The sequence below is a fragment of the Aequorivita vitellina genome (assembly GCF_022008365.1).
GTDB classification, from domain to species: Bacteria; Bacteroidota; Bacteroidia; order Flavobacteriales; family Flavobacteriaceae; genus Aequorivita; species Aequorivita vitellina.
Map to the genome: position 1 here is coordinate 75,371 of NZ_JAIRBA010000003.1, position 14,133 is coordinate 89,503.

Below are 14,133 nucleotides of genomic sequence, written 5' to 3' on the forward strand. Positions count from 1 at the left end.
TATAAACTGACCCTTAAATATTTACAACCATTAAACTCCTCAAAATGTTTTGGACCATCCTCTTACTTTTTCTCGCAGTAGTGGCAGCAATTCTAGGTTTTTTAGGCTTAGGATTTGGCCCAATTGAACCCGCCAAAATAGCTTTTTATATTTTGGTTGTTTTTTTAGTAATTTCATTTATAATGGAACGACGAAAAAAACGCAAAAGATATTATGAATAATTTTCAGCACATTTTAAAAAACCGCCAAATATAATTTGAACGGTTTTTTAAAATCAATTATTACCCGAAACATTTAATGAGAAATTAATTTTTTACGCATAATAGTTAATTAATAAATCATTTTTTTTTACCAATTTCAATTCTTAGTAGTAATTTGTTCCCCAAAAATATACTTCAAATGAATTCCATTAAAGTAAACTCACTTCCACTAAAAGATGTTATTAGAGACATCGCAGCCAATTTTAATATTTCATATACCGAAAACTGTGGTGAGTATTTATTAAACTTACCACCCGCTGTGGGCGAAGGGAGCATCCGCGGTATTAACTTTGAAGGCGGGCTTGGCCTTATTCAATACGACTGTTTGTTTAAGGAAGCAATGGAAATTCATTTTATTGTAAACCACATTCATCCACTTAAATTTCTATATACTGTAGATGGAACCTTGGAGCACCGCTTTGAAAATGAAGAAGACTTACACGAAATAAATCAATATCAAAATGCAATTGTGGCGAGCAGTAAGCACAATGGGCACGTGTTGTTGTTTAAGGCAAACCAAAAAATTAAAGTGAACAGCTTAGAAATTGAAAGAGAAAAATTTCAAGCAAAAATGGAGTGCGACATCAATAGTCTTGACGAAGAATTGCTTCAGCTTTTTAAAGACATAAAAGCCAGCGGTGCCTTTTATCACAACGGAAATTACAGTCTCAACATTTCGGGTATCTTAAACGATATGAACGAATTTACAGCAGAAAATTTTATGCGAAAACTATTTTTGGAAGGCATGGCCTATCAAATTTTAACCCATCAAATACTGCAATATCAAGACGACAGAATGGACGAAGGTCTTCGTACTTTGTTGCGTTCTTCAGAAGTAAAGCAAATTCATCACATCTCAGAATTAATTGAGAACAATATTTCGCAAATTCCAACCGTAGAAAATCTGGCCAGAGAAGCAGGTCTCAATATCAATAAATTACAGGAAGGTTTTAAAAAATTGTATGGTGACACTGTAAATAATTACGTCCAAAAAAAGCGTCTCGAAGCCGCGTATAACCTTTTAATTAGAACAGATTTAACTATCTCTGAAATAGTGAATGCCATTGGTTTAAGCAGTAAGAGTTATTTTTCAAAAATTTTTAAGGAAAAGCATCAAATATCTCCTTCAGAATTCCGTAAAAATTACCGAAACAAATAAAAAAAAACCCCGCTGAAAATTTTTCAGTCGGGGCTTTCTTCTTCATAGCAATTCTTCACTTAGCCAAAGTAGGTAATACAAAGAAAATGGCTTAACGCATATACATTTTTTATTAACCCAAATGCGTGGGCATTCAGTTTAAGGGTTAAATAATTGCAGGCCAAATATTAAAAATATTAGCTATTCTCCCAATTTCTAATTTCATCTTCAAGTTTTGCACGCGATTTACCAGTTTTAGTCTCTAGCTTTTTTAAGGTATCTGAAAATGATTCGCTTTGATAGTCAGATTCGCTAACTTCAAGATTATATGTCTTCTCAAAATCTTTTGAAATTTGTTTCCATTTGTTTTCTAAATAGTCACCATTCTCAGATTCATTCTTTTTTGTCTCCTTCGGATTTTCTACATAGCTTTCTTCCTTTTTAGTATTATGTTGCTCTGCTTGAGCCCCTTTTCCAGTGCTGTGTTTTGGATTTACTTCTTTATCACTCATTGTAAAAAATTTTAAATTATTTATATTAAATTAGTAATTTTTCTAGAAAATTCATTAAATTTAAACGATTAAAGCATTATTTTTTAATACTCTAATCCATCTTTTTATACTTTCCATGATGTAAGAAACCCCTTTATCGTTGTTGATTAAGGGGTTTTTTAGTACCTATAATCTGGATACGAATTTCTGCACCACGCCTACTCTTCTTCCTCTTCAGGATTGCGTTGGTTTTGTGGTCTGTTTTGTGAACCTCTCTGTTGGTTTTGTTGTTGATTTTGAGGGTTCCTTTGCTGATTTTGATCTTGTGTACTCATAGCAAATTTTGTTTAAATTAATAATTCATTTTTCTTTTCGATATTAAAATTAGGTTTCTATTTAAACCATTTTGCACAACAAAATCATAAAATAAAAAATAGCACTTATTATTTAACTATCCATTATCTTAAAACAACAATTTATTGGCATTTTATTAATAGAAGCTAAAAAACCACAAGTATAATTTATTAATGAGTCCCATTCTACATAACTCGGTAGCGTTTTGTATCTTTGCGCTTTTAAAATTTGAACCATGTACACCAACGCTTTACAAGCCATTTCGCCAATAGACGGCAGATATGCATCAAAAACTGCTAGCCTTATTCCATATTTTTCTGAAGAAGCGCTTATACGCTACAGGGTGCAGGTAGAAATTGAATATTTTATCGCTTTAGTAGAATTAGATTTGCCACAATTAGCAGACTTTGATCAAAATTTATTTTCGAAACTGCGCGATCTTTATCTCAAGTTTTCGGTGAAAGACGCCATAACAATCAAAGAAACCGAAAAGGTTACCAATCACGATGTAAAGGCAGTAGAATATTTTATAAAAGAAAAATTTGATGCTTTAAACCTTCAGAAATACAAAGAATTCATCCACTTTGGCTTAACGTCTCAAGATATAAATAATACCGCAATTCCGCTTTCATTAAAAGATGCAATAAACAATGTGTACGTTCCACTTTTAATGGATGTGAAAAATAAATTGAAATCGCTATCCGAAGATTGGGCAGATGTTTCCATGTTAGCGCGTACGCACGGTCAGCCAGCTTCACCAACCCGTTTGGGAAAAGAAATTGAAGTTTTTGTTATTCGAATTGAAGAGCAGTTCAATTTAATGAACGACATTAAAAGTGCTGCAAAATTTGGTGGTGCCACTGGTAATTTTAACGCTCATAAAGTTGCTTACCCCGAAGTAGATTGGAGAGCTTTCGGGAAACATTTTGTTCAAAATACCTTGGGATTACACCACTCCTTCCCTACCACGCAAATTGAGCATTACGACCACATGGCAGCATTGTTTGATTGCTTAAAAAGAATTAATACAATTGTTATTGATCTTGATAGAGACATTTGGACCTATGTTTCTATGGATTATTTTAAACAAAAAATTAAAGCCGGAGAAGTAGGTTCCAGTGCCATGCCGCATAAAGTAAACCCGATTGATTTTGAAAACAGCGAAGGAAATTTAGGTATTGCAAATGCAGTTTTTGAACATCTTTCGGCAAAACTTCCCATTAGCAGATTGCAGCGAGACCTTACCGATAGTACTGTTTTGCGAAACATTGGCGTGCCGATTGGCCATACACTAATCGCATTCCATTCCACTTTAAAAGGACTGAATAAATTATTGCTAAACGAACCAAAGTTTAAAGAAGACCTTGAAAATAATTGGGCGGTTGTGGCAGAAGCTATTCAAACAATTCTTCGCAGAGAGGGTTATCCAAACCCATACGAAGCATTAAAAGGTTTAACCCGCACCAACGAGCGTATTAACCAAACGTCCATTGCAAACTTTATTGAAACCTTAGAAATTCCCGAAAGCGTAAAACAGGAAATGCGAAGCATAACTCCCGCAAACTACACTGGAATTTAAAACGGCTCCAAAGAGAAATATACATTAAGTAAAAAATGCCACGAATTAACAAATAGTTTAAAGTAAATTATTCGTGATTTTGTGGTTTATTGCTTCATACTTAAAAATAAAAAAAGGCTTCAACCCAAAATGGGAGAAGCCTCTTTCAACTATTAATCAACTAAATTAATCCTTAAATATTTTTCCGAAACCCTCTAGTTTCGAAATGTCTAAATCGCCACGTTCGGCAGATTCCATAAGTTTAAGCATTTGGTCTGGGCGCATATTTTCGCCAAGCAATCTAAAAACTGCAAAACCACGGCTGTCATCACTAGCAAAAACAATTACCTCATCAATAGCGTCTTCTTCACCTGTGTATTTTAAGGAAGCGTTCCATTCATTGCTTTTAAATCGGGTTAATTCTTTGTACTTTTCTTGGGCTAAAATGGCTTTCAATTCTTCACGCTCTTTTTCGTAATCGGCGGTATCGCCATCAGCAATTGGATATGCAACCACATTCACTTTTTTAATGGTGTTTAAAACATCCTTTTCCTCTTGGGTAAAGCTGCTATTTTTACCTTGTAACAAACTAGCGGCAATGTCCATCTTTACAAACTTATCATCGTCTTGTTTTTCCACCAAATACTTCTGCAGTGACTTATCGCTACAGGAAGTTAACGCAGCTAATCCGAGGGCTAATGCCATGAAATATCGTGCAAGTACCATAATTATTGTTTTTTGCGTTTGTCAATGTTTTTTAATTCTTCGCTGCCCGGAACTTTCAAATCTGCCGTAAGTTTTGAAATTTGTTTTAAATCTATATTTCCGGTAATGCTCATAATTACAGTTGTGGGTTTTCCATCCACAACACCGTCCATATGCATTAAAAGTTCGCTTACAAAGTTTTCATTTTTACCATCTTTGCTGTAAAAACGTATGTTTCGGCCATCTTCTTTAATGCGCATCAATTCGCCTAAGTTTTTTGAAGTAGCAATATATTTTGCCACTGCATCGTCCATCTTTTGTGAAACTGAAGGATTATCGGTTGTAAAAATCTTGATATTGTCTAAATCGTTAACCATTTTTAAGTAAGCCTGCGCTTCGGGATCTGCAGAGTTTAAGTCCATCTTACTCAAAAGCTTGAACATGTTTTTGGTCACCACCACAGCGGTTACATCTTTTTCGTTTTCAAAAGAATCGAAAGCGTTTTGTGCCCACGAAACCATCGGCGCTATTGCCAGTGCTATAAGTATTGCTAATTTTTTCATCGTGTATTTATTTATTGATTATTGTTATTTAGGTTAAATTTCTATTATTCAAAAACCTTGTCTTTTGAAGTTTCAAATTGCTCCACAAAAGTGAGTCGTTCTGCGCCTTTATTTAAATTTTCTGAGAGTAGTAGCATGGCTTCTTTACTTTTTTCAAAAGCTGCCAAAGCTTCTTTTTCTTCTTGGGTGTATTGGGGTTGGGTGAAATATAATGTACCAATACCAAAAGCAACTACAAGCGCTGCAGCTACAGAATACCACCAACCTTTTATTGTTTTTGTCTCTGGTTCACCCAAGCTAAATACTCGCGTAGATTGCTCTGCCTTTGCGGCTTTCAAGCCCATGAAAATAGGTTGATATTGAAGTAACTCTTCAGCAACCGTTTCGTTGTTAAAATAATCTTTCAATATTTTTTCATCAGCTAAGCTGGTGTTACCTTCAAAATAGGCATCTAACAATTGTTTTATTTTACCCAATTCCATAATTGTAATTTTTTATCATTGCATCCCTAACTGTTTTTCGGGCTCGGGAAAGAGCCACTCGTACGGCGGTTTCGTTACTCTCCAATATTTTCGCTATTTCAGAAAATTCAAATTGTTCCACATCGCGTAACTGGAGTACGATTCGCTGTTGTTCGGGCAGGGTTTCCATTATTCTAAAAACCATCGCCACCCCGTCATTGGCTTCAATATTTTTTTCTACATTTTCTGAAGTTTGATAATTGCTATGTACTATTTTCAAATTTGATGCCTGTTTCGATTTTAATCTATCCAAGCAATAATTCTTCGTCATTGTAATGGCAAACGCTTCCGGGTTTTTATAGTTTGCTATATTTTGTTTTCCCTTCCACAACTTCAAAAACACTTCCTGCACAGCATCTTCTGCTTCATCTTTTGAAACCAAAATCCTTTTTGCCAAGCGGTAAAGCTTATCTTTAAAAGGCATTACTAAGGTTATAAATTCGGTCTTTTCCATTTTGGTTGGTTGTGGTTATTGTGCCGTCTATTTAAATGACGACCTGCATGGTTTTTTGTTACATTCTTTTTTATGGTGAAGTAAATAGTACTTAAGTTGAAAAAAATTAAACGAGAATCTATTTCCACTAAAAAAGTATATTTTTACCATTACAATATAATCCCTAATTTCCCTGTTTTAAAAGAATACCTTAATTAAACTTTTTTATGAAAAGAAATATTTTCATTACCCTATTAGCCGTTTCTACACTTTTTGTTTCGTGTTTTGAAGATGCAGACGATAATTTTAATCCGGCTTCAACTTTAGAAATTCAAAACTTTATTTACCGTGGCTTAAATTATTTCTACCTGTATAAAGCAGATACGCCCGAATTGGCCAATGACGCCTTTGCAAATGATAATGAATTAAACAACTTTTTAGGCAATTATGAAACGCCAGAAGCTTTGTTTGATTATTTGTTGTCGCCCCAAGATAGATTCAGCAGTTTATTTAGCGATTACACTTTAATTGAAAACGCACTAAGCGGAATTACCCTGAGCAACGGAATGGAATTTGGTTTGGTATATTACCCCGATAACAGCGGTAACGTTTTTGGGTATGTGCGATACGTGCTTCCAAATACCGACGCCCAAACCCAAGGTTTAAAACGCGGCGATCTTTTTACTACGATAGACGGCCAGCAGTTAAACGAAAATAATTACAACGATTTATTGGCACCAGATAGCTATACAATTGGGCTCGCCAGTTATGATGGCACCAATTTTACTTTAACCGGCGAAACAGCTCTTTTAAACAAAGTACAGTACAACGAAAATCCAGTTTACAAAGCGCAAACCCTTACGATTAACGGAAACAAAATTGGGTACTTAATGTACAACGGATTTATAAAAGATTACGACACCGAACTGAACAACGCCTTTGCACAGTTTAAAGCCGAAGGAGTGAGCAGTCTCGTTCTCGATTTACGATATAATGGCGGCGGTTCTGTTGAAACTGCCACCGACCTTGCGAGTATGATTACCGGACAATTTAACGGACAAATTTTTTACAAAGAATTTTGGAATGAAGACCGTCAAGAAGAAAATGCAAAAAACGGACTTTTTGATAATTCAATTAGCAATGGCAGCACCATTAATAGTTTAAACCTTTCACAAGTTTATATATTAACCACTCGTAGATCTGCATCGGCGAGCGAGCTTGTTTTAAACGGTTTAAAGCCATATATAGATGCTGTACAAGTTGGCGACACAACCACCGGTAAATTTCAAGCTTCTTTTTTACTTTACGATGCCCCTGCGCCACAATTTAGTAGAAGCGAAGCAAACACCGGCCATACGTACGCTATGCTTCCGTTAGTTTTTAAAACAGCAAATGCAGCAGGAAACACAGATTTTGTCGATGGGCTTTTCCCGCAAATACCGTTACAAGAAAATTATTTTAATTTAGGAGAATTGGGCGATGAAAACGAGCCACTTTTAGCCGCCGCTCTTTTTGAAATTGCAGGAAGACCAATGCCTTCAAATAATGATAGCCCTCGTTTAAAAGAAATTTCAGACAGCAAAGCAAGTTCGCCGATTGATGGAAAAATGATTGGCACAAAGCGCTCGACTTTAAGTGAATAGTGAAGTATACAGTAATAAAAAAATCCATTAGATTTAAACCTAATGGATTTTTTATTGGCTAATTCGAAATATTTAGTCGTTGAAATAAATTCCTCCAGGAATTATCCCTGTCTGAAAATCTTGAATTTCTACGTTGGTTGAAAGGTCAAATATTTTTAAAGAACCTTTGCTTGCAAAATCTTTAGCATCGGTTGCATAAAGCAGTCCGTCTTTTGCTCTAAGTGCGTAAAATGAACCATCGATAATATCGCTTCCAGGCAATGTAACCGATGTGCTGTTCAGCTTAAAAACTTTCCCATCCAAGGCATAAAAAAGATTGGTTCCGTCCATAGTTAAATTTGTTGGGTGTTCGGTTGTTCCAAAATTATACGTATCTGAAATTTGCCCTGTGGAAAGATCAATTTTCACCAAAGAACCAGCTGTTTCATTTCCGGTGTAGTTTGGATTTCCACCGCATAACACAAATAGTGAATTGCCGGATACTACCATAGAATTTGGCACATCGCCAACGGTAATTGTGCCTTCCAATCCGCTTCCAGAAATTACTGAAATTAAATTATTCTGTCCGTATGCACCTTGATGCGCAACGTAAACTTTATTGTTATACGGCACCATTTTTTCAGGACCAAAAGCCACTGGAATTGTGGTAGAAACCGTATTGTTTCTTAAATCCAATACCGCGACAAAATCGTCTGTGTTATCATTTGGATCGCCCCAGTTTGTCACGTAGCCTTTGTTACCGTCAGATTCTACAAAATAACGCGGATTATTAACACCAGAAGTTATAGAATCTACACTTTCAAAAGTATAGCGGTTGGCAATCATTATTTTGTTTGAATTATTTACAACTATATAGGCGTTGTCCCCTTGAAAACCCATGGATTGAACAATATTTCCCAAACTCTTACCATTAACCGTTTTGTAAATGTTTTGTGCCACTGTGGTATAATCATTTGAAACGTAGGTTACACTTCCTGAACCTCCGCTAAAAGGACCTTCGTTGGTAATAAGTATTCCGTTCTCAAATGCTGCAGGCACATATTCTGGCTGGCCGTCGTCGTCACTGCTACAAGAAATAAAGAACAATGTTGATAAAGATAAAAGCAGTAATTTTTTCATGATTTTTATTTGTTTATATGTTAAAGTTTAAAAATATTTGAAAGTTGCGTGAAGGCATAGGTCGAAAAGCTACGTTTTCATAATACGTGTTAAAAACATTTTTAACCCTTCCTCCTATTATAATGTTTTGGCTTTTTGGCAGTACGTACGAAACGCCCAAATTGTAAATATTAAAACCATCGAGAGACTCACTATTGTCTGTAGTTGTGTAAGTTTCACCATTAAACAGTCCTTGAAAGTAAGCCGAAAAATTTTTAAAATTATACTGTGCCGCACCCGATGCTTTATGAAACGGCACATAAATAAGTTGCTTTTCCTTCTCCAAATCTTCCGCTTTGGTGTAGGAGTAATTTGCATTAAAATCTAAGGAGTGAAGTTTTCCCAATTTCACAAAATAACTTGTGGTTATTTCAATACCGTAATTTTGTGTTTCGCTAATATTTATTGGTTTCCAAACGCTTCCCGTGGTTGGAATCCATTTTATTAAATCTTCCGAAGAAATATAAAAAACCGCAACATCTGCTTTTAATTTCCCAATGGAAAATTCCTGCCCCATTTCAACCTGATATGAAGTTTCGGGTTGCAAATAGGTATTGCCACCAGCATACCAAAACAAATCGTTGAACGTAGGAATGCGGTAATTTTTTGAACCATTTATTCGAAGTGAATATTTTTCTGAAACCTTCCATTTCGCATCTGCCGAAAAAAGCAACGGATTGTCAAAATCATTCAAAAATTCTTTTCTGAAATTTAATCCATAGCTAAAATCTTTCCCTATTTTATGATTTAGCAGAACTACAGCTGCTAACGTTTCACGCGTATTTTCTCCAACATTATCACCTTCTGCATCAATTAAAGTGTATTCAATCTTTGCGTTTAATCGAAGTTTTTTGCGAAGAAAAACTTCCGATTGCAAAGCACCTATTACAGTATTGGCTCGACCTTCATCAAACAGTGGTTTTTCCGAATTGGGATAATAACGGTACTGTTCAAATAGGTGCGCAAAACTAGCTTTTGTTGAAAATGCCCCAAATTCTTGCTTCAATTGCAAAAGATTTCGTGCAGCAACATCTTTGTACCCGTCTTTCCCCATGGTATTTAAGCTACCCGAAAAATTGCGGTCGTTATAGGTGTATTCCGAATTCCAAGTAAGTGCGCCGTCTTTCAATTTTCTTGCCTGATTTAGTTTCGCATTAAAGCGCAAAAACTCGCCGTGGGTGTTTTTTTTGTTTTTTCCCACGAAATCGTAATCATTTTCTGAACTTATAAAATCTACTCCCACATTCAAATAATTGTTTTTCGAAGCTTGCGTAGTGCTTGCATTTGCGGCAATTGTAGTAAAACTGCCGTAACGCAAACCCATTTCGGTAGTATCAGTTTTATGGAAAGAGTATGTATTGTTTAAATGAATACTTCCGCCCACGGCACCACTACCGTATTGCACGCCGCCGCCGCCGCTTCTAATTGCAATTTCGTTATAACTTAAAGGTGAAATTGTATTGAAATCCGTTTGTCCTGTAAACACCGAATTGATGTTTATACCGTTCCAAATAACCGCTGTTTGTTGCGCATTTGTTCCGCGGAAAGAGGGTGACGAAACCATTCCGAAGCCATTTTCTTTAAAATAAATTGACGAATTATAACGAAGGGTTTCCGTCAATGAAGTAGCATTTCTTTCAACAATAGAATCGTTGAGTTTTTCTAGTTTGAAGCCTTTGGAATAATGGATTAGTTTTGCGTCGGTTAGCATAACTTCCGGCAACTGCTGAATGCTGTCCAGTTGTGCGTTTGCAGAAACCGAGCACAGCAAAAATCCAAAAACAATATGAATATTTAGTCGTTTCATAATTCAACCTTTATCCCGAAAGTTTGATATTTTAAATTATGAATCTGGCAGGTCTCCTGGCTTGTCTTTTGTGCCACCTTCCCGTTTGCTATTTGCAAACAGTGGTTTTTGAAGTTATGCACGCCCAAAAATTATTTGGGACGACTTACAGTTGCGGGAACAGCTTCGGGTTTTAACCGAATTCCCTTTTAAAAGCATTTTCCTGTTTGGAAAAAGTGCTTACCAAAATTCAATGCAAAAATAGACTTTAAATATTAGTACACCCAAACAAAACTACTATTTTTGAGGATGCAAAAATTTGTTTTTCTTTTTGGATTAATTCTACTCCTCGGCGCTTGCAACAATAAAAATAGCAATGAGAAATGGCAAAATGATGTAGCAGAATCTTTCAGCAAAAAATCGGAAATTAAATACGCCACGGGTTTTAATATCAATTCATTTGAAGGCTATAAAGTAATAACCCTTAAAAATCCTTGGCCGGGAACGGACAGAACTTTTAAATATGCTTTAGTTGAAAAAGACGGTTCTCTGCCCAATTCCAGTAATTTTGACGCGGTTGTTAACGTTCCGATAAACCGAATTGTTGTTACTTCAACTACGCACATCCCTTCTTTAGAAATGTTGGGCGAACTTGAAAACTTGGTCGGTTTTCCAAACCTGAGTTATATTTCTTCGGAAAAAACACGGGAGCAGATTGCCGCTGGTAAAATAAAGGAACTCGGGAAAAACGAAGACATAAATACTGAAATTTTAATTGAATTAAATCCGGATGTTGTGATTGGTTTTGGCGTTGACGGAAATAATTCAACTTTTAAAACCATCGAAAACAGTGGAATTCCTGTACTTTACAATGCAGATTGGACGGAAACTTCCCCCTTGGGAAAAGCGGAATGGATTAAGTTTTTCGGGGCGCTTTTCAATAAAGAAAAACAAGCAGATAGCATTTTTAAAAACATTGAAACCGAATATCTTTCAGCTAAAAAAATCGCTTCCGAAGCCGCAAAAACGCCAACGGTAATCAGCGGTGCAATGTACAAAGACGTTTGGTATATGCCTCAGGGCGATAGTTGGGGCGCACAATTTATAGCCGATGCCAATGGCGATTATCTCTGGAAAGATTCCGAAGGCACGGGTAGCCTTTCGCTAAATTTAGAATCTGTATTGGATAAAGGTCACGATGCCGAAATTTGGATTGGCCCGGGACAATTTACATCTTTGGATGAAATGAAAAACGCAAGTAAAGCGTACACTCAATTTAAGGCGTACAAATCTGGAAAAGTGTATTCGTATAGTATGAAAAAGGGCGAAACCGGCGGTGTAATTTACTTCGAGTTGGCGCCAAACAGACCAGATTTAGTTTTAAAGGACCTCATTAAAATTTTGCACCCAGAGTTGTTGCTCGATTACAATTTTTACTTTTTCGACAAACTTAATTAATGCAAATTTCCCAAACATACCGACTGCAATTTTTCGTGCTTTTTATAGCGCTTATCGCAGCTTTTTTGGTGAATTTGAGCATTGGCTCGGTTTCAATCCCTATTGATGAAATAGTTTCAATTTTTAGTGGCAACGGCGCTTCAAAGGAAACGTGGCGTTATATAATTATGGATTATCGACTACCAAAAGCAATTACTGCGATGCTCGCCGGCGGGGGGTTGGCGGTTTCGGGATTACTGATGCAGACGTTGTTTCGCAATCCATTAGCGGGGCCATTTGTTTTAGGCCTCAGCAGCGGTGCGAGTTTGGGCGTGGCGATCTTAATTTTGGGTGCCAGTGCTTTCGGCGGATTTTTTGGAACTTTATTATTAAGTCAGTGGAGTTTGGTCGTCGCTTCGGCATTGGGCAGTTTTTTGGTGCTTTTGGCAGTTTTAGCCGTGACTTTCAGAATAAAAGACACCATGGCCATTTTAATTATTGGGTTAATGTTTGGCAGCGTAACCACTGCGGTGGTTTCGGTATTGTCGTATTTTAGCAATGCAGAGCAGCTTCAACAATACATTTTTTGGTCATTTGGAAGTTTGGGAAATCAATCGTGGCAGGGTGTTTTAATTTTAAGCCTTTGCTTTATAGCGGGAATATTATTGAGCGTTTTCAGTAGCAAATCTTTAAACGGATTGCTTTTAGGCGAAAACTACGCAAAAAGTATGGGGCTGCATATTAAACGAACAACCTTTATTATAATATTAGCAACCAGTATTTTGGCGGGAAGTATAACGGCTTTTGTAGGCCCAATAGCTTTTGTGGGACTGGCGGTGCCACATTTAGTGCGTCAGTTTTATAAAACCTCTAATCATTTGGTTTTACTACCTGCTGTGCTTTTGTGCGGTAGTTTATTAATGCTAATTTGCGATACGGTGGCACAATTGCCGTTTAGTGAATTTACGTTGCCCATAAACGCAATTACTTCGTTAATTGGTGCGCCTGTTGTAATTTGGTTGTTGGTTCGGAAACGAAAACTTTTCTTTTAGCTTCGGCTCCGCTCAGCTACCGTAAATTTAGAGAAGTAGAAATAGGGTCATTGAGCGAAGCCGAAATGCGGTCATTGAGCGAAGCCGAAATGCGGTCATTGAGCGAAGCCGAAATGCGGTCATTGAGCGAAGCCGAAATGGGGTCATTGAGCGAAGCCGAAATGCCAATTTTAAAAAGTTAATTAAACCTGAATGAATTCAGAAGAAAAAAATATCATTTTAGAAGCGCGTAATCTTTCTGTTGGGTATTCAACAAAAGATGCCGATTCTGTAATTGCTGAGGCTGTCAATTTTTCAATTTTAAAAGGTGAATTAGTTGGTTTGGTGGGTGCCAACGGAATTGGAAAATCTACTTTACTTCGCACTTTAACAGGAATGCAAAACGCTTTAGATGGCACTATTTTTCTGAATGGACGAAACTTAAACGAATATTCTTCCTTTCAGCTGGCAACACATTTAAGTGTGGTTTTAACTGAGGCACCAGCTTCAAAAAACCTCTCAGTTTTAGAAATGATTTCGTTGGGAAGACAACCCTACACCAACTGGATTGGCACCCTCTCCGAAGAAGACAAGAAAGCAATTAATTTTGCCCTCGAGGCCACTGAAACCACTACCCTCGCCCACCGAAAATGTTATGAGTTAAGCGATGGCCAAATGCAGCGCGTTGCAATTGCACGTGCTTTGGCGCAAGATACACCCATTATTATTTTGGATGAACCAACCACGCATTTAGATATTTACCATCGCGCTTATGTGTTGAAATTGCTAAAAAAACTAGCTTCGGAAACGCAAAAAACCATTCTATTTTCAACCCACGAAATAGATTTGGCAATTCAACTTACTGACAAGTTATTGGTTATGGCAACAAACGCAACTTATTTTGACGATCCGTGCAAATTGATTGAAGCAGGAAGATTCGATTCGCTTTTTCCGAAGGAAACCATCGATTTTGACGGAAAAACTGGACGATTTAAAATTAAAAATTAAGCAGTTATTTTGTTGCGCTGTTAATGGATTCCGTTTAACTTATTATC

Annotated in this window: 14 protein-coding genes and 1 riboswitch; of the genes, 7 read left to right on the forward strand and 7 right to left on the reverse strand. The window is 36.6% G+C overall.

Going from position 1 to position 14,133, the window contains the following annotated elements; translation table 11 throughout:
* Positions 1-399: 399 nt before the first annotated feature.
* The gene (locus K8089_RS02260; protein WP_237601650.1) at positions 400-1,419 is read left to right on the forward strand and encodes a helix-turn-helix domain-containing protein; all 1,020 of its coding nucleotides are present in this window, start codon (positions 400-402) and stop codon (positions 1,417-1,419) included.
* Between the two features lie 176 nt (positions 1,420-1,595).
* Here K8089_RS02260 and K8089_RS02265 read toward each other — a convergent pair whose 3' ends face one another.
* On the reverse strand, positions 1,596-1,910 hold the full coding sequence (locus K8089_RS02265) for a hypothetical protein (RefSeq protein ID WP_237601651.1): 315 nt from the start codon (positions 1,908-1,910) through the stop codon (positions 1,596-1,598).
* Positions 1,911-2,478: 568 nt separating this feature from the next.
* On the opposite strand from K8089_RS02265, the gene purB reads away from it, so the two are divergent.
* Entirely contained in the window at positions 2,479-3,822 is a 1,344-nt protein-coding gene (gene purB / locus K8089_RS02270) for an adenylosuccinate lyase (RefSeq protein WP_237601652.1), read from the forward strand.
* 165 nt (positions 3,823-3,987) lie between these two features.
* Here purB and K8089_RS02275 read toward each other — a convergent pair whose 3' ends face one another.
* The 4 genes from K8089_RS02275 to K8089_RS02290 are packed head-to-tail and all read right to left on the reverse strand — an operon-like array spanning position 3,988 to position 6,044.
* The gene (locus K8089_RS02275; RefSeq protein ID WP_237601653.1) at positions 3,988-4,506 is read right to left on the reverse strand and encodes a DUF4252 domain-containing protein; all 519 of its coding nucleotides are present in this window, start codon (positions 4,504-4,506) and stop codon (positions 3,988-3,990) included.
* A 23-nt stretch (positions 4,507-4,529) separates the two neighbouring features.
* Positions 4,530-5,069: a DUF4252 domain-containing protein gene (locus K8089_RS02280; RefSeq protein ID WP_237601654.1), complete on the reverse strand. Its 540-nt coding sequence runs from the start codon at positions 5,067-5,069 to the stop codon at positions 4,530-4,532.
* A gap of 44 nt (positions 5,070-5,113) precedes the next feature.
* Complete coding sequence (locus K8089_RS02285; RefSeq protein ID WP_237601655.1) at positions 5,114-5,551, reverse strand: hypothetical protein; 438 nt, start codon at positions 5,549-5,551, stop codon at positions 5,114-5,116.
* Positions 5,538-6,044, reverse strand: a complete 507-nt coding sequence (locus K8089_RS02290; protein ID WP_237601656.1) for an RNA polymerase sigma factor — start codon at positions 6,042-6,044, stop codon at positions 5,538-5,540. The genes K8089_RS02285 and K8089_RS02290 overlap by 14 nt, the downstream gene beginning before the upstream one ends.
* A 206-nt stretch (positions 6,045-6,250) precedes the next feature.
* On the opposite strand from K8089_RS02290, the gene K8089_RS02295 reads away from it, so the two are divergent.
* Positions 6,251-7,666 carry a S41 family peptidase gene (locus tag K8089_RS02295; protein WP_237601657.1) on the forward strand — a complete coding sequence of 472 codons (1,416 nt, stop codon included), beginning with the start codon at positions 6,251-6,253 and terminating at the stop codon, positions 7,664-7,666.
* Positions 7,667-7,738: 72 nt separating this feature from the next.
* Here K8089_RS02295 and K8089_RS02300 read toward each other — a convergent pair whose 3' ends face one another.
* Together K8089_RS02300 and K8089_RS02305 are read right to left on the reverse strand one after the other, a co-directional pair.
* Positions 7,739-8,785, reverse strand: a complete 1,047-nt coding sequence (locus K8089_RS02300; protein WP_237601658.1) for a YncE family protein — start codon at positions 8,783-8,785, stop codon at positions 7,739-7,741.
* A gap of 13 nt (positions 8,786-8,798) precedes the next feature.
* Complete coding sequence (locus K8089_RS02305) at positions 8,799-10,631, reverse strand: TonB-dependent receptor plug domain-containing protein (RefSeq protein ID WP_237601659.1); 1,833 nt, start codon at positions 10,629-10,631, stop codon at positions 8,799-8,801.
* A gap of 29 nt (positions 10,632-10,660) precedes the next feature.
* A riboswitch (cobalamin riboswitch) is annotated at positions 10,661-10,873 on the reverse strand.
* Between the two features lie 46 nt (positions 10,874-10,919).
* On the opposite strand from K8089_RS02305, the gene K8089_RS02310 reads away from it, so the two are divergent.
* From K8089_RS02310 to K8089_RS02320, 4 genes are read left to right on the forward strand one after another with little or no spacing between them, the layout of a single operon-like run.
* The gene (locus K8089_RS02310; protein ID WP_237601660.1) at positions 10,920-12,068 is read left to right on the forward strand and encodes an ABC transporter substrate-binding protein; all 1,149 of its coding nucleotides are present in this window, start codon (positions 10,920-10,922) and stop codon (positions 12,066-12,068) included.
* Positions 12,068-13,099 carry a FecCD family ABC transporter permease gene (locus K8089_RS02315; protein ID WP_237601661.1) on the forward strand — a complete coding sequence of 344 codons (1,032 nt, stop codon included), beginning with the start codon at positions 12,068-12,070 and terminating at the stop codon, positions 13,097-13,099. The genes K8089_RS02310 and K8089_RS02315 overlap by 1 nt, the downstream gene beginning before the upstream one ends.
* Positions 13,100-13,149: 50 nt before the next feature.
* Positions 13,150-13,281 (forward strand): hypothetical protein, encoded by a 132-nt coding sequence (locus K8089_RS16505; RefSeq protein WP_262913887.1) that lies wholly within the window; start codon positions 13,150-13,152, stop codon positions 13,279-13,281.
* 10 nt (positions 13,282-13,291) lie between these two features.
* The gene (locus tag K8089_RS02320) at positions 13,292-14,086 is read left to right on the forward strand and encodes an ABC transporter ATP-binding protein (protein WP_237601662.1); all 795 of its coding nucleotides are present in this window, start codon (positions 13,292-13,294) and stop codon (positions 14,084-14,086) included.
* The last annotated feature ends 47 nt before the right edge of the window (positions 14,087-14,133 follow it).